The organism is Pseudarthrobacter sp. NKDBFgelt (genome assembly GCF_046097905.1).
GTDB classification, from domain to species: domain Bacteria; phylum Actinomycetota; class Actinomycetes; order Actinomycetales; family Micrococcaceae; genus Arthrobacter; species Arthrobacter polychromogenes.
Map to the genome: position 1 here is coordinate 26028 of NZ_JBJURL010000026.1, position 23495 is coordinate 49522.

Annotated in this window: 23 protein-coding genes; 15 read left to right on the forward strand and 8 right to left on the reverse strand. The window is 67.2% G+C overall.

What is annotated here, in order from left to right:
• Nucleotides 1-297 precede the first annotated feature (297 nt).
• The 3 genes from ACKAE7_RS09155 to ACKAE7_RS09165 are packed head-to-tail and all read right to left on the reverse strand — an operon-like array spanning nt 298 to nt 2736.
• Nucleotides 298-1350, reverse strand: coding sequence for a carbohydrate kinase family protein (locus ACKAE7_RS09155; RefSeq protein ID WP_408978991.1), 1053 nt, complete (start codon nt 1348-1350; stop codon nt 298-300).
• On the reverse strand, nt 1310-1885 hold the full coding sequence (locus ACKAE7_RS09160; RefSeq protein ID WP_190614066.1) for a DUF1349 domain-containing protein: 576 nt from the start codon (nt 1883-1885) through the stop codon (nt 1310-1312). Before ACKAE7_RS09160 ends, ACKAE7_RS09155 begins: the two co-directional genes overlap by 41 nt.
• A gap of 50 nt (nt 1886-1935) precedes the next feature.
• Nucleotides 1936-2736: an alpha/beta hydrolase gene (locus tag ACKAE7_RS09165; RefSeq protein WP_190614064.1), complete on the reverse strand. Its 801-nt coding sequence runs from the start codon at nt 2734-2736 to the stop codon at nt 1936-1938.
• 105 nt (nt 2737-2841) lie between these two features.
• On the opposite strand from ACKAE7_RS09165, the gene ACKAE7_RS09170 reads away from it, so the two are divergent.
• The 3 genes from ACKAE7_RS09170 (at nt 2842) to ACKAE7_RS09180 (ending at nt 5689) form a co-directional block, all read left to right on the forward strand.
• Nucleotides 2842-3168 (forward strand): GYD domain-containing protein, encoded by a 327-nt coding sequence (locus tag ACKAE7_RS09170; protein WP_190614062.1) that lies wholly within the window; start codon nt 2842-2844, stop codon nt 3166-3168.
• Nucleotides 3169-3245: 77 nt separating this feature from the next.
• A complete protein-coding gene (locus ACKAE7_RS09175) occupies nt 3246-4826 on the forward strand; it encodes a succinic semialdehyde dehydrogenase (RefSeq protein WP_408978992.1) in 1581 nt (526 codons plus the stop codon).
• Complete coding sequence (locus ACKAE7_RS09180) at nt 4826-5689, forward strand: SDR family oxidoreductase (RefSeq protein WP_408978993.1); 864 nt, start codon at nt 4826-4828, stop codon at nt 5687-5689. The genes ACKAE7_RS09175 and ACKAE7_RS09180 overlap by 1 nt, the downstream gene beginning before the upstream one ends.
• A gap of 68 nt (nt 5690-5757) precedes the next feature.
• Here the strand turns inward: ACKAE7_RS09180 and ACKAE7_RS09185 are convergent, their stop codons facing one another.
• From ACKAE7_RS09185 to ACKAE7_RS09200, 4 genes are all read right to left on the reverse strand, one after another.
• The gene (locus ACKAE7_RS09185) at nt 5758-6735 is read right to left on the reverse strand and encodes a ribokinase (protein ID WP_408978994.1); all 978 of its coding nucleotides are present in this window, start codon (nt 6733-6735) and stop codon (nt 5758-5760) included.
• Complete coding sequence (locus tag ACKAE7_RS09190) at nt 6732-8159, reverse strand: MFS transporter (protein WP_408978995.1); 1428 nt, start codon at nt 8157-8159, stop codon at nt 6732-6734. Before ACKAE7_RS09190 ends, ACKAE7_RS09185 begins: the two co-directional genes overlap by 4 nt.
• Nucleotides 8160-9224, reverse strand: a complete 1065-nt coding sequence (locus ACKAE7_RS09195; protein ID WP_408978996.1) for a nucleoside hydrolase — start codon at nt 9222-9224, stop codon at nt 8160-8162.
• A 175-nt stretch (nt 9225-9399) separates the two neighbouring features.
• Nucleotides 9400-9618, reverse strand: a complete 219-nt coding sequence (locus ACKAE7_RS09200; protein ID WP_408978997.1) for a hypothetical protein — start codon at nt 9616-9618, stop codon at nt 9400-9402.
• A 175-nt stretch (nt 9619-9793) separates the two neighbouring features.
• Between ACKAE7_RS09200 and ACKAE7_RS09205 the strand changes: the two genes are divergently transcribed.
• The 3 genes from ACKAE7_RS09205 (at nt 9794) to ACKAE7_RS09215 (ending at nt 12494) form a co-directional block, all read left to right on the forward strand.
• Nucleotides 9794-10840, forward strand: coding sequence for a LacI family DNA-binding transcriptional regulator (locus ACKAE7_RS09205; RefSeq protein ID WP_190614047.1), 1047 nt, complete (start codon nt 9794-9796; stop codon nt 10838-10840).
• Between the two features lie 49 nt (nt 10841-10889).
• The gene (locus tag ACKAE7_RS09210) at nt 10890-11996 is read left to right on the forward strand and encodes a GTP pyrophosphokinase family protein (RefSeq protein ID WP_188813671.1); all 1107 of its coding nucleotides are present in this window, start codon (nt 10890-10892) and stop codon (nt 11994-11996) included.
• 252 nt (nt 11997-12248) lie between these two features.
• Entirely contained in the window at nt 12249-12494 is a 246-nt protein-coding gene (locus ACKAE7_RS09215; protein ID WP_408978998.1) for a hypothetical protein, read from the forward strand.
• A 62-nt stretch (nt 12495-12556) separates the two neighbouring features.
• Here the strand turns inward: ACKAE7_RS09215 and ACKAE7_RS09220 are convergent, their stop codons facing one another.
• Complete coding sequence (locus ACKAE7_RS09220) at nt 12557-13600, reverse strand: LacI family DNA-binding transcriptional regulator (RefSeq protein WP_408978999.1); 1044 nt, start codon at nt 13598-13600, stop codon at nt 12557-12559.
• A gap of 233 nt (nt 13601-13833) precedes the next feature.
• Between ACKAE7_RS09220 and ACKAE7_RS09225 the strand changes: the two genes are divergently transcribed.
• The 9 genes from ACKAE7_RS09225 to ACKAE7_RS09265 form a co-directional block, all read left to right on the forward strand.
• Entirely contained in the window at nt 13834-15162 is a 1329-nt protein-coding gene (locus tag ACKAE7_RS09225; RefSeq protein ID WP_408979000.1) for an extracellular solute-binding protein, read from the forward strand.
• Nucleotides 15159-16106: a carbohydrate ABC transporter permease gene (locus ACKAE7_RS09230; protein WP_408979001.1), complete on the forward strand. Its 948-nt coding sequence runs from the start codon at nt 15159-15161 to the stop codon at nt 16104-16106. Before ACKAE7_RS09225 ends, ACKAE7_RS09230 begins: the two co-directional genes overlap by 4 nt.
• Before the next feature lies 1 nt (nt 16107).
• Nucleotides 16108-17013: a carbohydrate ABC transporter permease gene (locus ACKAE7_RS09235; protein ID WP_188813685.1), complete on the forward strand. Its 906-nt coding sequence runs from the start codon at nt 16108-16110 to the stop codon at nt 17011-17013.
• 29 nt (nt 17014-17042) lie between these two features.
• Entirely contained in the window at nt 17043-18233 is a 1191-nt protein-coding gene (locus ACKAE7_RS09240; protein ID WP_190614037.1) for a Gfo/Idh/MocA family protein, read from the forward strand.
• A 34-nt stretch (nt 18234-18267) separates the two neighbouring features.
• On the forward strand, nt 18268-19272 hold the full coding sequence (locus tag ACKAE7_RS09245) for a sugar phosphate isomerase/epimerase (RefSeq protein ID WP_191036292.1): 1005 nt from the start codon (nt 18268-18270) through the stop codon (nt 19270-19272).
• A 63-nt stretch (nt 19273-19335) separates the two neighbouring features.
• Nucleotides 19336-20034, forward strand: coding sequence for a ThuA domain-containing protein (locus ACKAE7_RS09250; protein WP_188813691.1), 699 nt, complete (start codon nt 19336-19338; stop codon nt 20032-20034).
• Entirely contained in the window at nt 20019-21143 is a 1125-nt protein-coding gene (locus tag ACKAE7_RS09255; RefSeq protein ID WP_408979002.1) for a Gfo/Idh/MocA family protein, read from the forward strand. The genes ACKAE7_RS09250 and ACKAE7_RS09255 overlap by 16 nt, the downstream gene beginning before the upstream one ends.
• 2 nt (nt 21144-21145) lie before the next feature.
• Nucleotides 21146-22144 (forward strand): sugar phosphate isomerase/epimerase family protein, encoded by a 999-nt coding sequence (locus ACKAE7_RS09260; RefSeq protein WP_408979003.1) that lies wholly within the window; start codon nt 21146-21148, stop codon nt 22142-22144.
• A 46-nt stretch (nt 22145-22190) separates the two neighbouring features.
• The coding region (locus ACKAE7_RS09265; RefSeq protein WP_408979004.1) for a dihydroxyacetone kinase family protein at nt 22191-23495 on the forward strand (1305 nt) is incomplete at its 3' end.

Consider the following 23495-nt stretch of genomic DNA (forward strand, 5'->3'; position numbering starts at 1 on the left):
GGGATTTCCGTGACAACCGGTTGTCAAACTTGTTGCAATCAACAATGACCCATGGAAGAAAAGTCGGGAACCCACCCAATTTGTCTAGTTACTATTCGCAGCGCAGATACTTGGATCCCCATCGCCGCACCTGGGAAAGAGGCTGTTATCTCCCCCGCTGGCCTGAATCGGCCAAACAGTCTTTTCGGAAGCAGATCAGGGCCCATCCGCGGGCACCACAACATCCTCCGCGACTGGGAATCCCTACAGGTTCATGTTCCGTTGATCTGATCGGACTCCCAGCCGCGCAGCAGCCCGCTAACCCAGAACCGCATCCAGTTCAGCCCGCGTCGGCGGGTTCGCACCGGGCCGGGAAACCGTCACCGCGGCGGCCCGGGCAGCATGCGCCAGGAGTTCAGCTAGCCCCTCGGCCGGCAGTTCGCGCAGGTCCTTCCGGTTCTGGGCGCCGTCCAGGCCGCGGTCCACCAGCCCGGACAGCAGCGCCGCCATGAATGAGTCCCCTGCCCCCACGGTGTCCGCCACCTCAACCCGGGGCGCCGGCACCTTGGCTTCACCGGCATGGCACACTCCCCAGGGCCCGTCGGCACCGCGCGTGACCACCACCATGGCCGGCCCTTCGGTTCCGCCCAGGGACAACCAGCGGCGCGCGGCATCCAGCACGTCCATGTCCGGGTACAGCCAGGCGAGGTCCTCATCGGAGGCCTTGACCACGTCCGCGAGGGTCACGAACTTCTCAGTGTGCCGGCGCGCGTAGTCCACATCGGTGATGATGCTGGGCCGGCAGTTGGGGTCGAAGCTGATGGTGGCGTGCGGGTGGGCGTATTCGACGGCGGCCAGCACGTCCGTCGCGCCGGGCGCCAGCATGGTGGCGATGGAGCCGGTGTGCAGCAGGGTGGTGCCCTGCAGCATGAAGGCGAGCCGGTCGGCGATGCCGGGAAGCTCCCAGGTGAGGTCGAACGTGTAGGTGGCGGCGCCGTCGTCGTCAATCAGGGCGGTGGCCACGCTGGTGGGCAGGTCATCGGGGCCCATTGGAATCATGACGGAGCTGGCGCGCAGGTGCGCGGCCACCGAATCGCCGTAGGCGTCGCGGCCGTACCGGCCGATGAACTGCACCGGGTGGTCGAGGCGGGCCAGGCCCACCGCCACGTTCAGCGGGCTGCCGCCCACGTGGGCTTCAATTCCCGAGGCGCGCTGGACAACGTCAACAAGGCCTTCGCCAATAACAGTGAGCATGGTCATACTCTGCCAGAAGGAGGGCAGCTGACGCTGTCCGTGACGACAGCCGCGGTGCCAGGGGCCAGCCAGCGGGTCAGTGCAGGGCGCCGTCGGGTTGCGTGGTCCGCCAGGCATGGAAGGGCACGGCCAGGCCCGCCCTGGTCGGGGCGCAGATAAAGGGGCCAGCGTGGGCTTCCTCCGCAGGATCGAGCGGAACCACCCGGACCAGCTGCAGGGCCCCGTCCCCTGCCTGAGCCCGGATGGTCAGTGCGTCGCCGCTGCGGCTGATCCGGACGAGGACCCGGCTTCCCTTCCAGGCCGGAACCGGAGCCAGGGACCAGTCGGACATCCCGTCGGTGACCACCGCCCCCACCTGGCAGGCGCCGTCGGCGAATTCGACGCCGGCCTTGACCCACCGCTCGGCGGAAACGCGCACGAAGATCCCGGCCTGGTCGAACTGCTCCGAGAAGCCTGCGGTGAATTCCACCTCCACCGCGGAATCTGGCGGGAACGGAGCCAGAAGCGCGTGCTCGCTCTCATGGATAAAGCCATACGACGTAATCCGCCAGGCGTCGCTGCCCTCTTTGGCAGTGACCAGCAGGTCCGTGCCCTGCTCGACGGCGGAAACGGGCGGGTTGGTCCAGGTACCGTGCTGCCAGGGAATGTCCATGGCCGCCACTGTACTGCAGGCCGGCGCGCCGCTTTGTGCCTCCGCTGCGCTCAGCGCATCAGCTCCCGGACGAGTTCCCGGCATGTTGCGTAGGCCGGGGCATGGGGATCGATCAAAGCGAAGTGGTCCCCGGGCACCGTCACGAGCTGCGCCGGCCCGGGCCCGGGCCAGCTCGCCTCCACATAGGAGGTGGACATCGCCAGCGGCACATCCTCGTCCTCCGTGGCATGGACGGCGTAGACGGGAATGTCCAGGGGCAGCGCGGCCATGGGGTCCGCGTAACGGTACCGGCCGGGGAATTCCGACGACGGCCCGCCCAGGAAGTTGGCCACGGCACCATCGCTGAGGTTCAGCTTTTCCGCTTCGGCCAGATCCAGGACGCCGGACTGGCTCACCACCCCGGTGAGGCGGACGCCGTCGTCCTTCACTGCAGCCTCGCGGTGCTCGGCTTCCAACTCCAGCCGGGGCAGCCGGCCGCGGCCCGCCGCCCACACCGCGAGGTGCCCGCCGGCGGAGTGGCCCAGCGCCACCACCTTGGCCAGGTCCAGGGCATGGGGCCCGGCAAGCTCCTGCAGTTTGTTGATGCCCGCCAGGATGTCCCGGAACGTATGCGGCCAGCCGCCGCCATTCCCTGCCCGGCGGTACTCCAGGTTCCAGGCCGCCATCCCGTGCGCGGCGAGGTCCTCAGCCAGCGGCTCCCCCAGCCCTGCACCGTACTTTGACCGCCAGTAGCCGCCGTGGATCACCACCACCACGCCCCGGTGGGTACCGCCGCGGGGCAGGTCAGGGAGGAACAGCTCGCCCCACTGGCTGGGGTCCTCACCGTAGTAATGCCTATGCCGCTGCACCATGTGCCGAGCGTACCGCCAGCCAATGACAAAGCCCGTTGCCGTGCCATCCGCGCACTGCCATTCTGGGTGAATCCGCACTCCAGAACCCAATGAAGGGACAGGAAAATGCCTCTGTATTTGTCAAGGTTCAGCTACACACCGGAGACCTGGGGCCGGCTGATCAACAACCCCGAAGACCGGCGGAAAGCCGCGCAGGCGTACATCGAATCGGTAGGCGGAAAGCTGCACGGATTCTGGTATGCCTTCGGCAGCCATGACGGCTACAACCTGTGGGAAGCGCCGGACAACGTCTCCATGGGAGCGGTGGCACTGGCCATCAGCGGAGGCGGTGCGCTGAGCACGTTCGAAACCACGGTGCTGATGAGTGTGGAGGAGACCATGGAAGCCCTGCAGAAAGCCGGTGAGATTAGGTACCGACCTCCCGGCTCCTGAATTCCCGGGCGCTGCCGGACCCATGTGCCCTTCTGCGGCTAGGCTCGGAAATTACATTGCCGCCAAAGGGGACCACAATGACCAGCACCACCGAGCCGGGGACCACACCGGCAGCAACCGGCCGAAAGCTTGCAGTACCGGCGGATCTTTACCACCTGCCGGACCTGGTGACCTGCGGACCGGGCCGGGCAACGCAGGCCTCCCATTCCCCGGTGGACGGCAGCCTGGTGGGCGCAGTCCCCGTCTGCACGCCGGATGACGTGGCGGCCGCCGTCGAAAGTGCCCGGGCAGCCCAGCGGGAGTGGGCCGCCGTTCCCCTCCGCGAGCGCCGCGCCGTCGTCGGGCGCTTCCACGCACTGCTCCTCCACAGAGAGGCGGAGATCCTGGACCTGGTCCAGGCGGAGAGCGGCAAGTCGCGGCTCAACGCGTTCGAGGAACTCGCCGACGCCGCCCTGACCGCGTCCTACTACCAGCGCACAGCAGAACGATTCCTCCGTCCCGCCCGCCGCACGGGAGCGGCGCCGGGCCTGACACGGACGGTGGAGTACCGGATCCCCAAAGGCGTGGTGGGCATCATCAGCCCGTGGAACTATCCCCTGACCCTCGCCGTCTCGGATGCGATCCCCGCCCTGCTGGCCGGTAACGCCTGTGTCCTCAAGCCCGACTCCCAGACCCCGTTCACGGCACTGCTCGCCTTGGAGCTGCTGCGGGAGGCCGGGCTTCCGCAGGACCTGTTCCAGATCGTGACCGGCGACGGGCCGGTGCTGGGCCCCGCCCTGATCGGCGGTGCCGACTTCCTCATGTTCACGGGATCCTCGGAGACAGGGAAGGTGGTGGCACAGCAGTGCGCGGCGCGGCTGATCGGCTTCTCGGGTGAGCTCGGCGGGAAGAATGCGACGCTCGTCCTGGCAGACGCGGACCTGGACAAGGCGGCCAGGGGTGCCGCGCAGGGCTGCTTCTCCAACTCCGGCCAGCTGTGCATCAGCATGGAACGCATCTACGTCCACCGCGCGGTCTTCGACGACTTCCTGGCAACCTTCACTGAACAGGTGGAGGGAATCCGGTTGGGTGCCGGCCCGGGCTGGGACATCGACATGGGCTCGCTGACGGGCCAACGGCAGCTGGACCGGGTCAGCGCGCATGTGGAGGACGCGCGGGCGCAGGGAGCCCGCGTCATCACGGGCGGGCGCCCCCGGCCGGACCTTGGCCCGTTCTTCTATGAACCCACCATCCTCACCGGCGTCACCGGGGAGATGGTGGTTGCACGGGAGGAGACGTTCGGGCCCGTGGTGGCCGTCTACCAGGTGGAGGACAACGACGAAGCGGTGGCCCTCGCCAACGACTCCCATTACGGACTCAACGCCAGCGTGTGGTCCGCACGGCACGGCCGGGAGGTGGGGCGGCGCCTGCTCGCCGGCACGGTCAACGTCAACGACGGCTACTCCGCGGCGTGGGCGTCCCACGATGCCCCGATGGGCGGGATGAAGGACTCCGGCGTGGGGCGGCGCCACGGCAGGGAGGGCATCCTGAAGTACACGGAAGCCCAGACAATCGCGAGCCAGCGGCTGGTTCCCGTGGGCCCGCCGCCCGGCATGGCGAACGAGCGGTACACCAGGCTGGTCAAGGGCGCGCTCACGCTGATGGGGCGGCTGCGCTGATGGGCGCCGGAACAGCGCTTGCCGGCAGCACCGTGCTCATCACCGGGGGCGGCAGCGGGCTGGGCCGCCGCATGGCCCTGGACGCTTCCCGGCGGGGCGCCCGGGTGGTCATCTGGGATGTTTCGGCCGACGGCGGCAGGCGAGTCCGCGATGAAATCCGCAGCGCCGGTGGTGTGGCGGACGCGCAGACCGTGAACGTGGCGGACAGGGAGGCCGTGCAGGCGGCGGCCGCTGTTGCGGGTCCGGTGGACGTGCTGATCAACAACGCCGGCGTGGTCACGGGCAAGCTGCTCCTGGACGCCGCCGACGAGGACATTGCGCGGACCTTCAACGTCAACGTCCTCGCACTGTATTGGGTGACGCGCGCGTTCCTCCCCGGCATGGCCGCCCGCGGCCGGGGCACCGTGGTGACAGTTGCCAGCGCGGCCGGGCTGGTGGGCGTCGCCAGGCAGACCGACTACTCTGCCAGCAAGTTCGCAGCGTTCGGCTTCAACGAGTCACTGCGCGCCGAGCTGCGGGCGGGCAGGACCGGCGTCAACACCCTGGTGGTCTGCCCGTATTACATCGATACGGGCATGTTCGACGGCGTGCGGACCCGGTTCCCGCGCCTGCTTCCCATCCTCAAAGAGGAGGCCGTGGCGGCCAAGGTGCTGGACGCCGTCGAACGCGGGCGGCAGAAGCTGGTCCTCCCGCCGCTCGTTAACCTGGTCCCGGCAGCCCGGCTGCTTCCGGTCGCCGCCTTCGACCGGCTCATGGACACCCTGGGCATCAACCGGACCATGGACCGTTTCACCGGGCGCCCCGCCGAAGTTCCGGGGGCACCCGGCATCAAGCACGACGGCGGGAGCTACTCAGCGGGTTAGGCGCCCCGGCTTCATCGAGTGCTCCGTACCTGCCCTTTTGAGGTGTGAAAACGGCAGGTACGGAGCACTCAATCCGCTTTAACAGCCAGCACCCGCTGCACGTCAGACGCCTCCGGGTACGCAGCCTGCGTCCCCTTCCGGGTGGTGGCCAGGGCGGCAGCCACCGACGCGAATGCTGCAGCGTCGGCGAGCGCGTCCCCGGCTGCCAGCCGGACGGCAACGGCGCCGGTGAAGGCATCGCCCGCGCCGGTGGTGTCCACGGCCTGGACCGTGGTGGGCGCAATCCGGACCACCCGGGAACCCTCGGGAGCAGCAGAGTCCAGCACCACCGAGCCCTGCGAACCGAGAGTCACCAGCACCTGGCGGATCCCCCGCTGCGCAAACCGCAGGCGCACCCTGTCCCACTCGGAATCAGCAGCGTCGGGGCCCGGGGCGGCGGCACCGTCGCCCAGGAACAGCGCGGCCTCATGCGCGTTGACCAGCAGGACATCGGTGAGGACGGTCAGCTCCTCCGGCACCTCGCCGTACGGCGAGAGATTGAGCAGGACTGTTGCGCCGGCGTCGTGCCCTGCCTGTGCCGCGGCGAGCACCGTGTCCAGGCTGACCTCCAGGCAAAGACAGACGACGGCGGCCGCCTCCAGGACGTCCGAGGCCTCCGCCACGCCCGCCGGAGAGAGGGTGCCGTTGGCGCCGGCCGAGATGATGATGTTGTTCTCGCCGCCGGCATCGACCGCGATGACCGCCACGCCCGTGGGCTCGGACGATGTGCGGACGTGCCCCACATCCACCCCGGCGCGGGCGGCGGAGGAGAGCAGCATGGCGCCGTTGGGGTCCTCCCCCACCGCGCCCACCAGGCTGACGGTCCCGCCCAGCCGGCTGGCGGCAACGGCCTGGTTGGCGCTCTTCCCGCCAGGGTTCACGGCGAATCCGTTGCCGTGCACCGTCTCGCCAGGGAGCGGAAGGCGTTCGCAGTAGATGGTGAGATCGGCGTTCAGGGAGCCGACGACGACGATCCTGCCTGCCTGGTCGACGGCGGCGGCGCTCACTCGGCAACCTCCGCTTCAACCGGCTTGGGGATCAGGAGCGAGGCGGCGAACGCGGCGATGGTGAGTGCGAGGCCGACCACCACGACGGTCAGGTAGGACGCCTTGGCATCGCCGAGGGCCGTCGTCGCCACCAGGACAGCGGGCAGCACCAGGAAGCTGAGGCCGGCGCCCAGGTTGAAGGCGCCCGCGTTCATGCCCGGCAGGAAGCCCGGGTTGCCGGCGGGTGAAAGGACAACACCGAGTCCGTTGAGCATGATGTTGACCGTACCGGCGTACATGATGCCCAGCAACACCGTGCCGGCGATCATCAGGGGCAGGCTGTCCAGGCCGAAGAACGCGATGATGGCCAGCGCCGCGATGCTGCCCAGGAGGCCGATGCGGAGCACCTTGGTGTACCCGAGCACGGGGGCGAGCCTGCCGCTGAGGGGTCCCACCGCCCAGCCGAGCAGTGCATAGGGCGTGAGGATGATGAGCGACATCTCGGTGGGCCCGATGCCGAAACCGGGGTCGGCAGCCTGGACGTACGCGGGGACAATGCCGTTGATGACGGCGAAAATGCCGGTCATGGTCAGCGTGGTGGTGAGCAGCGGCGCCCAGGTGGAGCGCTGGCGCAGGTGCACGGTTTCCACCATCGGCTGGCTGGCCCGCTTTTCGGTCCGCCAGAACAGGGAGAACGCGGCGGCGGACACCAGCACCAGCGTGAGGCTCAGCATCAGGGTGCCGGAGGAGAAGGCGCCCACCAGCTTGGCGCCTTCGTTCAGGGCGGTGAGCAGCGCGCCCACGGCGACCACGATGAAGAACACACCCAGCCAGTCCATCCGGGTGCCGGCCCCCGGCTTGCTTTCACCGGCCAGGACAGCGATGAGCGCGGTGGCAACCAGTGCCAGGACCACCATGAGCCAGAAGATGCTGCGGAAGCCGAAGTGCTCGGCAAAGTAGCCGCCCACAAAGGAGTCCACGCCTGCCACGCCGCCGTTGACGGCCGTGATCAGGCCCATGAGGGTGCCGTATTTCCGCGGGTTGCTGACAGCGGAGCGCAGCATGATCAGGCAGAGCGGGACGGTGGGGCCGCTGACGCCCTGGATGATGCGGCCCACGAAGAGCCAGGTGACGTCCGGGGCAAGGGCTGCGATGACGGACCCCACGGCCATCAGGAGCATCATGCCCATGAGGATCTTCTTGCGGCCCACGATGTCGCTCAGGCGGGGCAGGAACAGGGAGAACAGGGCGGCCGCGGTGAAGAACCAGGTCTGGGAGAGGCCGATGACGGCCTGGTCCGTGTTCAGCTCCTCGCCCATGGTCACCAGGGCGGGGCTGAGCATGGAGGCGTTGAGCTGGAAGGCCACGCAGGCTGCCAGCAGGGCGACCATCAGGGCGGTGACGTTGCCCTTGGCGGTCCGGGTTTCGAGGACGGTGGCGGTCATTTACTTGACCCCTCCCACGGTGAGGCCGGCACGTTCCCGGCGGTCGACGTCGGCCGTGTCCGTTGTGGTGCGCGCGGCACCGGTGAGCGGATCACCGATGGTGACCAGGGCCTCGGTGACCAGGTTCCAGAACTTTTCATGGTCCAGGTCCACGGCGACGCTGGTGTGGCAGTCCGCCGGCGCGGGCGCCCGGAAGTCCGCCACCGTCATGCCGAGCGTCAGCTTGCCCTGCAGCTCAATGTCCACCGGAACCTTGCGGGTGGTGACGATGCTGGGGTCGATCACGTAGGCAACGGCGCAGGGGTCGTGGACCGGCGGGTGGTCGAAGCCCTGGGCGTCCTTGTAGGTGTGGGCGAAGAAGTCCATCAGCTCGGTGACGAATTTCGCGGGCCGGGTGCCGATCGCTGCGATCTTCTCCACGACGTCCGGGGTGGCGAGCGCCTGGTGCGTCAGGTCCAGGCCCACCATCACCACGGGCCACTTCTCGTTGAAGACGATGTGCGCGGCCTCGGGGTCGATGATGATATTGAACTCGGCCACAGCACTCCAGTTGCCCACGTGGTAGCCGCCGCCCATAAGGACAACTTCCTTCACGCGCTCCACGATGCGCGGTTCCTTGCGGGCGGCGAGGGCGATGTTGGTCAGGCCGGCGGTGGGCACCAGGGTGACGGTGCCGGGCTCGTGCGCCATGACGGTATCGATGATAAGGTCCACCGCGTGGCGGGGGTCCAGGTCAATGTCCGACGACGGAAGTTCCGGGCCGTCCATGCCGCTGTCCCCATGGATGTCCGGGGCGGTTTCGATGCTGCGCACTAGGGGGCGTCCGCAGCCGGCGGCGAAGGGGACACCGGTGATGCCGGCGATGGTGCCGACGGCCAGGGCGTTGCGGGTGACCTTTTCCAGGGTCTGGTTTCCCACGACCGTTGTGACGGCCAGCAGGTCGATGTCCGGGTTGCCGTGGGCGAGCAGCAGCGCCACAGCGTCGTCATGCCCGGGGTCGCAGTCAAGAATGATCTTCTTGCGGGCGGGGGATTGCCGTTCAGGGGAAGGGGCAGTGGGTTCCACGATGATCTCCACGTCGTTGGGGCCCGCAGGGGTGCGGGGAGCTGAAGCGTTCAGGAGAGATCATGGCAGTGCTGTGTGGTGCACGTCAAACGCTTGACGTTAACGCAGGTCAAGCGCTTGATGCCAGTGCCTGCCTAGAGGGGTACCGGATGGTGTGGCGTGTCTACGGGGCCGGCTAGTGGCGCTTCTCCTTGCCGGGGTGCCCGGCTTCCGGGTGGGCCTGGGCCTCGTGCTGTTCGTACCTTTGGCGGGCCTCCTGGAGGTGCTGTTCAAGCTTCTCCTCCGCCTCGCGCCGGCGCTGCCCAATGGTCCGGATCTCCTGGGTGGTCGGCGTAACGTGGGCGTGCTGGCGGGGGCCAAGGTCCCGCGCTGTTGCATGGCTGGTATCGCTCATACGGGCATCGTCCCACCAGAGCCCCCGGTCCGGAAGGCCTGCATGACCCCCATTTTTCGGGGCGGTGGGGATCGCCCATTTTCCTTTCCGGCGGCCGCTCCCGGGCGCGGAATTGCCGTGCCATGTGTGGCCATGGAGGACAGTCCGCCAGCCCGGCGCCTACTACGATCGAGGTATGGAATCCGCGGAACAGCTGCAGCAGCCCGCGCGTTCGCGGCGGATTACGGCGGCGATGGTGGCCGCCCGGGCAGGGGTTTCCACGGCCACGGTCTCGCTAGTGGCCAACGGCAAGACCGCCGGCCGGGTCTCGGAGGACAACATTTCCAGGGTCCGGGAGGCAATTGCCGAGCTTGGCTACGTGGTGGACGGCATCGGCAGTTCGCTGGCCAAGGGCGTGAGCTCGATCGTGATCCTGGTGGCGCCGGATATCTCCAACCCGTTCTTCGCCAAGGTGATCGCCGGGGTGCGGGAATCGCTGGGCCCGCAGTACCAACTGCTGCTGTCCGTCACGGAGGCCGGCGAGTCCCCCCGGGCCGACGACGTCCGGCGGCTGATGTCCCTGCGCCCGGCAGGTCTCCTGGTGGACGCACCCAGCGCAGGCTTCCTCGAGGACCTCGCGTCGCCGTCGCCCGTTGTGCTGCTGGACGCGCCCGGGCTGGAGGCCTACGCGCCGTCGGTGAACCTGGACGTGGCAAGCGGTGCGCGGGAACTCGCGGCGCACCTGGCGGACGCCGGGCACCGCGAGGTGGCGTACGTGGACAGCGTCACGGGCACGGAAACCTTCGCGCTCCGGCGGAAAGCCTTCCTGGAGGAGGCGGCCGCCCGCGGCATCACCGTGGGCGCGGAACGCATTATCAGCACCACCATCGACGTCGGCACGGCGGCTTCAGCCTTCGCCGCCGCCTGGCCGGGATGGCAGCGGGAGGGGGTGACCGCCGTCGTCTGCGGCACCGACACGCACGCCTACGGGGTGCTGCAGGAGGCCCGCGTGGCCGGTGTGCGGATTCCGGAGGAGCTGGCGGTGGCCGGCTTCGACGACCTTCCGTATTCGGCCACCAGCAATCCGGGCCTCACCAGCGTCCACCTGCCGGCCACTCCCCTGGGCCTGAAAGCCGGGGAACAGCTGCGCCGCCTCATGGAAGGCCAGGTGCTCGAACAGGCCGGGGTGACACTGGAGAGTTCACTGGTGGTGCGCGGATCCACGGCCGCAGCGGAACGCTGAGGGTGCCCGCCGCCGTCGTTCTGTCAGTGCCCGGCCGTAAGCTGGAACCATGCCGAGTCATTGGGACAGCCTGGACGCGAGCCTGCGCGAATCCGTGGAACAGAACGTGGAGATCTACGAGCGCGTCCGCCCTGCCCTGAAACTGGTCACCCGGGACGTCCTGCTGACCCTGCGGGACATGCTGAAGGACTCCGAGGTCACGCCGCTGTTTGTCACCGGGCGCACCAAAACGGTGGAATCGTTCAAAGAGAAGATTTCACGGATCGAGGAACCCCTGGAACCGGGCGGACCCCCAGTGCTGAAGTTCCCGGACCCGTTCCGGACCCTCAATGACATGGTGGGGATCCGGGTGATCACCAAGCTCCCGGCCGAGAACGCGGTGGTGGCCAACATCATCAAGCACCAGCGCCAGCTCTTCGACTGCCGCGGGGACCGGGAAAAGGACATCGGCTCCATCGAATCCGGCACCTACGGGTATTCCAGCCGGCACCTGATCCTGCGCACCATCCAGAATGAGGCCGTCAAGGAATACCAGCAGGTTTTCAACCCGGACGCCGTGCCCAACGGCAGCTACTTCTTTGAGTGCCAGATCCGCACCATTTTTGCCCACGCGTGGAGCGAGATCGAGCATGACATCCGGTTCAAGGCCGAAGACCCCCGCGCCTGGACCCCGCACTTCGACCGGCAGTTCACCGCCACGGCCGCCATGCTGGAGACGGTGGAGACAGCTTTCGCAGACCTCCACGAGCGCTACGAGGAAGTCCGCAGTTTCTGGGACGCCGACGGCGAAGGAGCCGCGCCGCTGACGCCCAACCGCATCCGGGACGTCTGGCGGACGCTGCTCCCCCACGTGGACCGCAAGGTGGACGACGACTGGGGCTGGGCCGCCGAACTCCTGGCCGCTCACGGCCTCAACCAGACCATGCAGCTGGCCGGGCTGCTCAGTGCCAACCGCATCACCGAGGTCCGGAAGGCCCTGGACCACCGCTACTCCCCCGGCCCCGACCGGCTGCTCGATGACCTGCTGCTGTGGCAGTACGGCACCAAGCACATCGACCTCACCGCGGAAGCATCGGACACCGTCCCGCACCCGCGGCGCGACAGCCTGATGCGGCGGCTGCGGCAGATCGAGCGGTACCGGCTCACCAAGAAGTAGGGGCTCCCCGTGAGTTCCGCCACCTTATTTTGATGCACTCAAAATAAGCCGTAATGTTGGTGGCAGGCCACCGAAGCCCTGTCCGGGCTGTATGCGGGTGAACAGTTCCCCGAGCGCCAACGCGCCGGCCCCCCGCACTGCATCGAACCCCACCCCCATTGCCCCCTGCGGACCACCTGCAGGGCTGTCGCACGTGGGAACGGCAGGGACCCGGACTGGCAGCCACCCCGCCACACGCATCAGGAGAACATCATGACCCAGATCCTCGAACGCCCCGTCATCATCGAAGCAGCCCCGTCCGCCGTCATCGGGACACCCCGGGGCGGCAGCTATGTCACCCTGGCCGGCCACCTGGCCGGCTTCCGCCGCACCGAGGCAGGCTACATATCGATTCCCGGCAGCGGCACCCGCACCGGGAGCAAAGCCCAGGGCAGTTACGTAACCCTGCACACGGCACCCCTGGGAGCGACCGAAATCAGCTACACGCGCCGGGGCTAACCTCAGCTGGCGCATCGCCGGTCTTGCCTGGAGCCTGGGCTGACCCAGCCGCCTTCCCCAGCTCAGGCCGCGGGCGGTGCGGTGGAGTCACGGACAATCAGGTGGGTGGCGAGCTCCACGCGGTGCGAATCCAGGACCTCCCCCCGCGCCTGGCGCAGCACAGACCGAAGCGCTGCGCGCCCCATCTCCTCCAGCGGCTGGGCTACGGAGCTCAACGAGGGCACCGACTCCTCGCCCTGGTTCGTGCCGTCAAAGCCGATCAGGCTCAGGTCCTCGGGAACCCGGATACCGTGCCGGGCGGCCTCACCAAGAATGCCCAGGGCGATGGTGTCGCTGCCGGCGAAGATCGCCGTCGGAAGCTTGTCCAGCTCAAGCAGCGCCTGCAGGCCCTTGACGCCGCTTTCCCGGCGGAACCTGCCGCCGGAATAGATGTACTGCGGGTCCACCTGCACGCCGTGCGCCATGAGCGCGGCCATGTAGCCGTGCAGCCGCGCCTGGTTGCATTCGGCCTTCTCGATGCCGCCGATGTACGCGATGCGGCGGTGCCCCAGCTCCAGCAGATGTTCCGTGGCCGCCTTGCCGCCGGCCCAGTTGGTGGCCCCTATGCTGACCACGTCAGCGGAGGGCGGGTTCAGCGGGTCAATCACGACGACGGGAATCTGGCGGCGCCGGAAAGGGTGCAGTTGCGTCTCGCTGAAGGCTGAGGTCACCACGATCATTCCGGCCCTGCCCTCGTCCACCATGCGCTGGGCGCGGCCCTCGGGGCTGCGCCGGCCCTGGCTCGCCGGACCGGTAACGCTGACCATGATTTCGACGTCGGCATCGGCGGCGGACTGCAGCACGCCGTTGAGGACCTGGATGGTGTAGGCGGAATCAAGAACATCGATGACCACTTCAACTACCGTGCCGGTCTCCCCGGCGGAACGGCGCTGCAGCGGGGACTGGTATCCCGCCTGCTGCAGCACGGCCAGGACGCGTTCCCGGGTGTCCGGCGATACATCCTCGCGGCCATTCACCACCTTAGAGACGGTGGGCACTGAGACGCCGGCCTGCTGGGCAACGGAGGCAAGCGTCGGCTTGGCCCGTTCCGGGATCTTCGTTGCCATTCTGTTGAGACCTTTCGAAAAGTTTCGTTGACTCATTGTTCAGTTTTGCGCTGTCACGGTCAAGGGGCGAGCCAAGACCTTCGAAACAAACCTCCATAATTAGGCCTTGACCTTTGCTCCTCCGGGCCTTTAGTTTAGACCGTGACCGAAATCACCTAATCGAAACATTTCGAAATTGTTGGTGGAGCTCACGCCCAAACATTTGCAACGAAGCAATTTCAGATGGAGAAGCAATGAAGCAATCCCAGACCTCCCGCCGCTCATTCCTCGCCCTTGCCGCCCTCACCCCCTTCGCCGCCATGACGGCCACTGCCTGCGGGACGTCGGGACCGGGCACCTCCAGCAGCGGCGGGGGCGCCAGCATGTGGTACCTCTCCGGCGAACCCAACCAGACCACCATGCAGAAGGCCGTGGACGCGTTCACCTCCGCGAACCCGGACGACAAGCTCGCCGTCACGTACTTCCAGAACGACGCTTACAAAACCAAGATCAAGACTGCCATCGGCGCCGGCCAGGCACCCACCATCATCTACGGCTGGGGCGGCGGCACCCTGAAGACTTACGCCGAGGCCAACCAGGTGGACGATCTCACCGGCTGGTTTGACGAGAACCCGGACCTGAAGGACAAGTTCTTCCCGGCGTCGTTCGGTGCAGCCACGGTCAACGGAAAGATCTACGCACTGCCCAACCAGTACGTCGCCCCGATCGTCCTGTTCTACAACAAGGAACTGTTCGAGAAGGCCGGCGCCCAGCCTCCCAAGACGTGGGATGACGTGATGTCCCTGGTCAAGACCTTCAACGACATGGGCGTGGCACCCTTCTCCCTCGGCGGGCAGTCCAGGTGGACCTCCATGATGTGGCTGGAATACCTGCTGGACCGCATCGGCGGCGCCGAGGTCTTCACTGCCATCTTCGAGGGCAAGCCGGACTCCTGGATGGATCCCGCCGTCATCGAAACCGGAACCAAGATCCAGGAGCTCGTCTCCGCGGACGGATTCATCAAGGGCTTCTCCTCCATCGCGGCGGACTCCAATGCGGACCAGGCCCTGCTGTTCACAGGCAAGGCGGCCATGATGCTGCACGGCTCCTGGACCTACGGTGCCATGAAAAAGGGCGGCCAGAACTTCGTCCAGGATGGGAAGCTGGGGTTCGTCCAGTTCCCAACGGTTGCCGGCGGCAAGGGCGATCCGAAGAACGGCGTGGGAAACCCCGCCCAGTACATGTCGATCTCCTCCAAGGCCACCGACACGGAAAAAGAGACGGCGAAGAAGTTCTTCAAGGACGGCATCCTGACCGAGACGGTCATCGATACCTACATCAACTCCGGCTCCGTCCCTATCGTCAACGGCATCGAGGACAAGCTCAACACCTCCGAGGACAAGGACTTCCTGAACTTCGTCTACGACCTGGCCAAGAACGCCCCCAACTTCCAGCAGTCATGGGACCAGGCCCTGAGCCCCACCGCGGCTGAAGCCCTGCTGAACAACATCGACCAGCTGTTCCTGAAGTCGATCACCCCGCAGCAGTTCGCCGAGAACATGAATGCAACCCTCGGAAAATGAGTAACGCCGTCGCCACCACCCGCAAACCTGCTGTCCGGGCCGCCCGCTCCAAGGGGGACCCCGGCCACAGCGGCCAACGAAACGCCACCCTCGCCTGGCTGACAGTGCCTGCCCTGTTCTTCTTCTTGACGTTCGCCGTGGTGCCGCTGGCCGGTGTCCTCATCCTGAGCTTCGCCAGCTGGGACGGCATCGGCGCCATCGGGTCGGCAGGGCTGGGCAACTGGTTCTCCGTGCTCGCGGACCCGGGGCTGTACAACGCCCTGGGACTGACGTTCCTGATCATGATCGCCTCCTGGCTGGTTCAGACGCCCATCAGCCTCCTTTTGGGTGTCTTCACCGCGGGAAGCCAGCGCTACCGGGCTGCCCTGGCCGTGCTGTACTTCCTGCCGCTGCTGCTTTCATCGGCAGCGGTCGCCATCGCCTTCAAGGCCCTGCTGGACCCGAACTTCGGCCTGGCCACCGGGCTGGGGCTGCCCTTCCTGGCGCAGGACTGGCTGGGTGTCCCCCATCTGGCGCTGGGGCTGGTCATCTTTGTGATCGCCTGGCAGTTCGTGCCGTTCCACACGCTTATCTACCAGGGCGGTGTGCGGCAGATTCCCAGGTCGCTCTACGAGGCAGCGGAAATCGACGGGGCGGGAACCATCAAGCAGTTCTTCCACATCACCCTCCCCCAGCTGAAGTACACCATCATCACCTCCTCCACCCTGATGGTGGTGGGGTCCCTGACGTACTTCGACCTGATCTTCGTCCTCACCGGCGGCGGCCCGGGCAACTCCACCCGGATCCTGGCCCTGGATATGTACCTGCGGGGCTTCCGGGCCAACCTCATGGGCCCTGCCAGCGTCATCGCCGTCATCCTCGTACTCATCGGCCTTGCACTCGCCCTGTTCCTCCAGCGCCTTGGAGGCAAGGACAAGCAGGGCAGCCAATTGGAAGGTATGTAGGGTGAGCACAGTCCTGAAAAGCAGCACTGAGGAAGTTCCCGCCGGCCCCCGGGCCAACGCCGCCGCGCCAAAGCGGGGGCTGGGATCCCGGATGCGGAAGCTGAACGTCCCGGCAGGCCTTGCCGGCTGGATCTGGCTGGCCATCATCATCATTCCGGTGTACTACGTGGTCATCACCAGCCTGAAGACCCAGGAAGGGTACTTCGGCCAAAATCCGCTGGCACTTCCCACGTCCCCGACGCTGGAAAACTACCAGATGGTCCTCGAGGCGGATTTCGCGCAGTACTTCATGAACAGCACCATCGTCACGCTGGGTGCCGTCATCCCCACGGTGCTGATCTCCTTCATGGCCGCCTTCGCGATTGTCCGGGGCAAGGGCAGGTTCCTCAAGCTGGTCAACGGCATGTTCCTGATGGGACTGGCCATTCCGCTGCAGGCCACGATCATCCCGATCTACCTGATGATTATCCGACTCAACCTGTACGACAGCCTGCTGGCGCTCATGCTTCCCTCCATTGCCTTTGCCATCCCGCTGACCGTGCTGATCCTGTCCAACTTCATCCGCGACGTTCCCAACGAGCTGTTCGAGTCGATGCGGCTGGACGGCTGCAGCGAATGGCAGACCATGTGGCGGCTCGCCCTCCCGCTGACCCGCCCCGCAATCGTGACGGTCGCCATCTACAACGGCCTGCACGTCTGGAACGGCTTCCTGCTCCCGCTGGTCCTGACCCAGAGCCCGGGTCTGCGCGTCCTTCCCCTGGCGTTGTGGACGTTCCAGGGCGAATACAGCGTCAACATCCCGGCCGTGCTTGCCTCGGTGGTGCTCAGCACCCTGCCCATCCTGGTGCTCTACGTGATCGGCCGGCGCCAGCTGCTCGCAGGCCTCACCGCCGGTTTCAGCAAGTAACAACCAGATTTTCACGAAAGGACGGACACATGACCCCCGCACAGCCCCTCCGCGTCGGCATGGTGGGTTACGCCTTCATGGGCGCGGCACACTCCCACGCCTGGCGCACCGCACCACGGTTTTTCGCCCTGCCGCTGCAGCCCCGGCTCACCGCCGTCGCCGGCCGGAATGCCGATGCCGCGGCGGCAGCAGCGGACAAGCTGGGCTGGGACTCGGTGGAAACGGACTGGCGCCGCCTGATCGAGCGCGACGACATCGACCTGATCGACATCTGCACGCCCGGCGATACCCACGCCGAGATCGCCATCGCAGCCCTCGAGGCCGGCAAGCACGTGCTGTGCGAGAAGCCGCTGGCGAACTCCGTGGAGGAGGCCGAGCGGATGACCCTCGCTGCCGAGACCGCCGCCAAGCAGGGGGTCATGTCCATGTGCGGCTTCAGCTACCGCCGCACCCCGGCACTGGCGCTGGCCAAACGGTTCGTGGAGCAAGGCAGGCTGGGCGAGATCCGCCACATCCGGGCGCAGTACCTGCAGGACTGGCTCTCCGACGCCAACGCCCCCATGACCTGGCGGCTGGACAAGGGCAAGTCCGGGTCCGGGTCCCTGGGCGACATCGGTGCGCACAGCATCGACGCCGCCCAGTGGGTGGCCGGCCAGAGCATCACCGGGGTCTCGGCGCTGCTTGAAACGTTTGTCCCGGAACGCCCGTTGGCCGGGGACCTAGTGGGCCTGGGCGGCCACGGCGACCTCAGCGGCGACGCGCCCCGCGGGCAAGTCACCGTGGATGACGCCGCCATCTTCAGCGCAAAGTTCGACGGCGGCGCCTCCTCGGGTGCGATCGGCGTCTTTGAAGCCACGCGGTACGCGCTGGGCCGGAAGAACGCCATGCGCCTGGAGCTGAACGGCACCAAAGGCTCCCTCGCCTTCGATTTCGAGGACATGAACGTCCTGTCCTTCTACGACGCGGCGGAGTCCCCGGACGCCGGCTTCCGGAAAATCTTTGTCACCGAACCCGAGCACCCGTACGTCGGCAACTGGTGGCCCACCGGCCACGGGCTGGGCTACGAGCACGGATTCACCCACCAGGTGGTGGACCTGGTCACTGCAATCGGTGAGGGCCGCCAGCCGGAACCGTCCTTTGCGGACGCCCTGCAGGTCCAGCGGGTTTTGGCCGCCGTGGAGGCCAGCGCCGCCAATTCCAGCCAGTGGCAGAAGGTCTAGGAACGTGAACACGGGAACAGGAGAAGAAGCAGCCATGACACGACCAATCACGCTTTTTACCGGCCAGTGGGCCGACCTGCCGTTCGAGGAGGTGGCCCGGCTCGCAGGCGAGTGGGGCTTCGACGGGCTGGAGATCGCCTGCTGGGGCGACCACCTGGACCCCCGCCGGGCGGCTGAGGACGACAACTACCTCCAGGGCCGGCTGGACATCCTGGAGAAGAACCACCTGAAGGTCTTCGCCATCGCCAACCACCTCACCGGCCAGGCCGTGTGCGATGACCCCATCGATGAACGCCACCAGGGCATCCTGTCAGCGGAAATCTGGGGCGACGGCGACCCCGAAGGTGTGCGCCGCCGGGCCGCGGAGTCCATGAAGGACACAGCCCGGGCAGCCGCCCGCTTGGGCGTTAAGACCGTCACAGGGTTCACCGGATCGTCCATCTGGAAGGCCGTGGCGATGTTCCCGCCCGCCTCGGAGGCAATGATCGACGCCGGCTACCGGGACTTCGCAGACCGCTGGAACCCCATCCTGGATGTCTTCGACGAGGTGGGCGTCCGGTTCGCCCTGGAGGTCCACCCGTCCGAGATCGCCTACGACTACTGGACCGCCAAGCGCACCCTGGAGGCGATCGGGCACCGCAAGAGCTTCGGCCTGAACTTCGACCCGTCCCACTTCATCTGGCAGGACCTGGATCCGGTGATGTTCCTCCAGGACTTCGCGGACCACATCCTCCACGTGCACGTCAAGGAATCGGTCCGCCAGCTCGATGGCCGGAACGGGCGCCTGGGCTCCCACCTGGCCTGGGCGGACCCCCGGCGCGGCTGGGACTTCGTCACTGCCGGGCACGGGGACGTCCAGTGGAACCGGATCTTCCGGACCCTGAACGCCATCGGCTACAGCGGGCCCACCAGCATCGAGTGGGAGGACGCCGGCATGGACCGGCTCATCGGCGCACCGCAGGCACTGGCCATGGTCAAGGAACTTGCCCGGATCGCCCCGCCGGCAGCCGCTTTCGACGCCGCCTTCTCCAGCCGCTGACCCAGACCTTCCGGCCCAGACTTTCCGGTCCTGGCCGGCAGCCAAACAAAGGAAACCTCTGACATGACAGAACGCAAGAACGCCCTGGTGGTCCGCGGCGGCTGGGACGGCCACCAGCCGTACGAGGCCACGGAACTCTTCATCCCCTACCTCAAGGACAACGGCTATGACGTCCGCGTGGAGGAATCCCCCAAGGTCTATGCAGACGCCGAATACATGGCAGGCGTGGACCTGATCATGCAGTGCATGACCATGACCACCATTGAAAAGGACGAGTTCGCCGGGCTGCGGGCCGCCGTCGAAAACGGCACCGGCCTGGCCGGCTGGCACGGCGGCATCGCCGATTCGTACCGCAACAACTCTGACTACCTGCACCTGATCGGCGGGCAGTTCGCCTGCCACCCCGGCAAGCACCCGGACGAGTGCGTCGGCGAGCAGTCGGACAACTACGTTCCCTACACGGTGAACATGCTCCCGGCCGCCGCGGAGCACCCCATCACCAAAGGTATCTCCGACTTCGACCTGGTCACCGAGCAGTACTGGGTGCTCTCGGACGACTACATCGATGTCCTGGCCACCACCACCCAGAAGGTCCGCGAGTGGGACCCCTGGAACCGGGAGGTCACCTCCCCCGCCATCTGGACCCGCCAATGGGGCAAAGGCCGCATCTTCGTCGCCACCCCCGGCCACCGGGTCGACATCCTCCAGGACATCAACGTCCGCACCATCATCGAAAGGGGCCTGCTGTGGGCAAGCCGTTGAAAGTCGGAATCATTGGCTGCGGAGCCATCATCGCGCAGTACCTGGCGAACTTCCGCAAACTCGGACAGATCGACCTGGTGGCCGTGGCGGACCTGGACCCCGCACGTGCCCAGGCGGTGGCGGATGATTACGAAGGTGTGCGCGCCCTCTCCGTGGAGGAACTCCTCGCCGCGGACGACGTCGAACTGGTCCTGAACCTGACCATCCCCGCCGCCCATGCCGAGGTGGCGCTGAAGGCTATCGCGGCAGGCAAGAGCGTGTACGGCGAGAAGCCCCTTGCTGCCACCACTGCGGAAGCACGCCAGGTGCTGGACGCCGCGCGGGAGGCGGGAGTCGCCGTCGGCTGCGCTCCTGACACGGTGCTCGGCACCGGCATCCAGACCGCCCGCAAGGCGATTGACGACGGACTGATCGGCGCACCCATCTCGGCGAGCGCCACCATGGTGACCCCGGGCCATGAGCGGTGGCACCCGAACCCGGACTTCTACTACCAGCCCGGCGGCGGGCCCCTCCTGGACATGGGCCCGTACTACGTGACCGCACTCGTCACCCTGCTGGGCCCGGTGGTCTCGGTCATCGGCGCAGCAAGCCACACCCGCAACGAACGCACCATCGGCTCCGGACCCCGCCAGGGCGAGAAGGTCCCCGTCGACATCGATTCCCATGTGACCGGTGTCCTGGTGCACGCCTCCGGCGCGCTCTCCACCCTGTTCATGAGCTTCGACGCCGTGAAGTCCAAGTCCCCCAACATCGAGATCCACGGGGAACGCGGGTCCCTGGTGGTGCCCGACCCCAACCACTTCGACGGCGACGTCCAGCTGTTCTCCCTCGGCGCCGAGGACTGGGAAACCCTTCCGGTGTCCGCCGGCTACGTGGACTCCGGGCGCGGCTTCGGCATCGCGGACTTGGCGTCCACCCCCGCCGGCGCCGAGCCCCGCGCCGGCGGAGTTATGGCCTACCACGCCCTCGAGGTGATGGAATCGGTCCTCGAGTCAGCCCAGAGCGGCGCAGCGGTAGCCATCCGCAGCACCGTTGAGCGGCCGGCGGGCGTCGAACTGGCCGTTCTGGCGGAGGAACTGGACAGGCTCCAGACGCAGGAAGCGGTCTAGGCATGGCCTACACCGCCGAGAACTGGCCCATTACCGCGGCCATGCTGCCCTTCCCGGGCACCAGCGCGCAGGGAACCCACATCAACGACGCCGATCCGTCGGCCTGGGCGGAGGTGCTGACCGAGGTCAAGGAGGCCGGGTTCGCCAACGCGGACCTGACGGACAGTTGGGTCCGCCCGGGCGACCTGAGCCCTGACCGGCTGGCTGAGTTCAAACAGACGGCACAGGACGTGGGCATCGGCACCCCTGCCATCTCCGCCATCCGCCGCAGCGTCATTGACGGGCGGAACTGGGAAGCCAACCTGGCGTACAGCCACCGGACCATTGACGCCGCTGCGGAGCTGGGCTGCGAGGTTGTCTCTTTTGGCCTCCACCAGGCCCTCACGCCGGAGCAGCAGAAACAGCTGTGGTTCTGGACGGTTGAAGGGCACAAGGACCCGGAGGGTGACCGGGAAACCTGGGGCAACGCGGTCTCGCGCCTCCGGGAACTCGGCCGGCACGCCGCCGAGGTGGGCCTCCTGCTCTCGCTCGAAATGTACGAGGACACGTACCTGGGCACCGCAGATTCATCCGTGCGCCTTGTCCAGGACATTGGGCTCCCAAATGTGGGCCTCAACCCGGACCTTGGAAACCTGATCCGGCTGCACCGGCCGGTGGAGGACTGGCGGGAACTGGTGGCCAAAACGCTCCCGTACGCCAACTTCTGGCACATGAAGAACTACCTCCGCGACGAGGACGCGTCCCGCGACATGTATGTGGCCATGCCTTCCCCCATGGAAAGCGGCCTCATCAACTACCGGGAGGCCTTCAAGGTGGCCCTGGCCGCCGGGTTCCAGGGAATCCTTTGCACCGAACACTACGGCGGGGACGGCCTGAGTGTCTCCGCCAGCAACCAGGACTACCTCCGCCGGCACGTCCTGCCCAAGGCCGCCGGTTACGCCCTCGGCAGCAGCCAGGTGGCCCAGGGGCGGCAGCAGCCGGCGCAGCCCGCCCGCGTCTAAGCGCTGCACCACGGCGTTTTCAACCCAAGGATTCGATGAGGAAACCATGACCCAGATCTTTGACAACCCCGCAGACTTTGCGGAGGAGGCGCTGGACGGCCTGGTGGCAGCCAACCGCGGCTATGTGGCCAGGGTGGACGGCGGCGTTGTCCGGTCCACCGAGGTCCCAGCCGGCCAGGTAGCCGTGGTGGTGGGCGGCGGTTCCGGACACTACCCGGCCTTCGCCGGCCTGGTGGGGCCCGGCCTCGCCGCAGGTGCGGTGTGCGGCAACATTTTCACCTCGCCCTCCGCCGGGCAGGCGTACCGGGTGGCAAAGGCAGCAAACGCCGGCGGCGGCGTGCTGTTCAGCTACGGCAATTACGCCGGGGACGTGATCCATTTCGGCGAGGCACAGCAGCGGCTCAACGCCGAAGGCATTGAGACCCGCACCGTCCTTGTCACCGATGACATCGCCAGCGCCCCGCTGGACCAGATCGAGAAACGCCGCGGCATCGCCGGGGACCTGACGGTCTTCAAGATCGCAGGCGCCGCAGCCGAAGCGGGACTGGACCTCGACGCCGTCGAACAGCTCGCCGTCCGCGCAAACTACCGCACGCGTTCCCTCGGAGTGGCCTTCGACGGCTGCACCCTGCCGGGTGCTGCCGAACCGCTGTTCCACGTGCCGGCCGGCGGAATGTCGCTCGGGCTGGGCATCCATGGCGAACCCGGAATCTCGGACCATCCCATGCCCACGGCGTCCGAACTCGCCGAACTGCTTGTTTCCGGCCTGCTCCGGGACAAGCCCGATGATACCGGGAACCGTGTGGTGGCCATCCTCAACGGACTGGGCCGGGTGAAGTACGAGGAACTCTTCCTGCTGTTCGGCAAGATCGACAAGCTCCTCACCGCCGCCGGCCTGACCGTGGTTGAACCAGAGTGCGGGGAACTGGTGACCAGCCTGGACATGTCCGGCCTGTCCCTCACGCTGCTGTGGCTGGACGACGAACTGGAGCGCTACTGGACAGCCCCGGCCGACACCCCCGGGTACCGCAAGGGCAGCCTGGCACCGCGGGCCCGCCGGGAGCTGGCTGCAGCGGAAGGCACCCTGGCCGCCGAGGAGGAAGATACGACGGCGGCAGCGGCCGGGCTGGGCAGGCTGGCAGCCGACGTGCTCGCCCAGGCGAGGGACGCCGTCGTCGACCATGAACGTGAACTGGGCAGGCTGGATGCCATTGCCGGCGACGGCGACCATGGCGTCGGCATGCGCCGGGGCGTGGACGCCGCGGTGGCAGCGGCCGGTGAAGCTGTTGGCGCGGGACTTTCGGTCCGCCGCGTCCTTACCGCGGCAGGCGAAGCGTGGAGCGAGCGCGCC

Bases quoted from the DNA above. Each gene is read 5' to 3' on its own strand.
- ACKAE7_RS09155 (WP_408978991.1), bottom strand. From the start codon at position 1,350: ATGCCTGGCGGACCACGCAACCCGACGGCGCCCTGCACTGACCCGCTG.
- ACKAE7_RS09160 (WP_190614066.1), bottom strand. From the start codon at position 1,885: ATGGACATTCCCTGGCAGCACGGTACCTGGACCAACCCGCCCGTTTCC.
- ACKAE7_RS09165 (WP_190614064.1), bottom strand. From the start codon at position 2,736: ATGGTGCAGCGGCATAGGCATTACTACGGTGAGGACCCCAGCCAGTGG.
- ACKAE7_RS09170 (WP_190614062.1), top strand. From the start codon at position 2,842: ATGCCTCTGTATTTGTCAAGGTTCAGCTACACACCGGAGACCTGGGGC.
- ACKAE7_RS09175 (WP_408978992.1), top strand. From the start codon at position 3,246: ATGACCAGCACCACCGAGCCGGGGACCACACCGGCAGCAACCGGCCGA.
- ACKAE7_RS09180 (WP_408978993.1), top strand. From the start codon at position 4,826: ATGGGCGCCGGAACAGCGCTTGCCGGCAGCACCGTGCTCATCACCGGG.
- ACKAE7_RS09190 (WP_408978995.1), bottom strand. From the start codon at position 8,159: ATGACCGCCACCGTCCTCGAAACCCGGACCGCCAAGGGCAACGTCACC.
- ACKAE7_RS09200 (WP_408978997.1), bottom strand. From the start codon at position 9,618: ATGAGCGATACCAGCCATGCAACAGCGCGGGACCTTGGCCCCCGCCAG.
- ACKAE7_RS09205 (WP_190614047.1), top strand. From the start codon at position 9,794: ATGGAATCCGCGGAACAGCTGCAGCAGCCCGCGCGTTCGCGGCGGATT.
- ACKAE7_RS09210 (WP_188813671.1), top strand. From the start codon at position 10,890: ATGCCGAGTCATTGGGACAGCCTGGACGCGAGCCTGCGCGAATCCGTG.
- ACKAE7_RS09215 (WP_408978998.1), top strand. From the start codon at position 12,249: ATGACCCAGATCCTCGAACGCCCCGTCATCATCGAAGCAGCCCCGTCC.
- ACKAE7_RS09220 (WP_408978999.1), bottom strand. From the start codon at position 13,600: ATGGCAACGAAGATCCCGGAACGGGCCAAGCCGACGCTTGCCTCCGTT.
- ACKAE7_RS09225 (WP_408979000.1), top strand. From the start codon at position 13,834: ATGAAGCAATCCCAGACCTCCCGCCGCTCATTCCTCGCCCTTGCCGCC.
- ACKAE7_RS09230 (WP_408979001.1), top strand. From the start codon at position 15,159: ATGAGTAACGCCGTCGCCACCACCCGCAAACCTGCTGTCCGGGCCGCC.
- ACKAE7_RS09240 (WP_190614037.1), top strand. From the start codon at position 17,043: ATGACCCCCGCACAGCCCCTCCGCGTCGGCATGGTGGGTTACGCCTTC.
- ACKAE7_RS09245 (WP_191036292.1), top strand. From the start codon at position 18,268: ATGACACGACCAATCACGCTTTTTACCGGCCAGTGGGCCGACCTGCCG.
- ACKAE7_RS09250 (WP_188813691.1), top strand. From the start codon at position 19,336: ATGACAGAACGCAAGAACGCCCTGGTGGTCCGCGGCGGCTGGGACGGC.
- ACKAE7_RS09260 (WP_408979003.1), top strand. From the start codon at position 21,146: ATGGCCTACACCGCCGAGAACTGGCCCATTACCGCGGCCATGCTGCCC.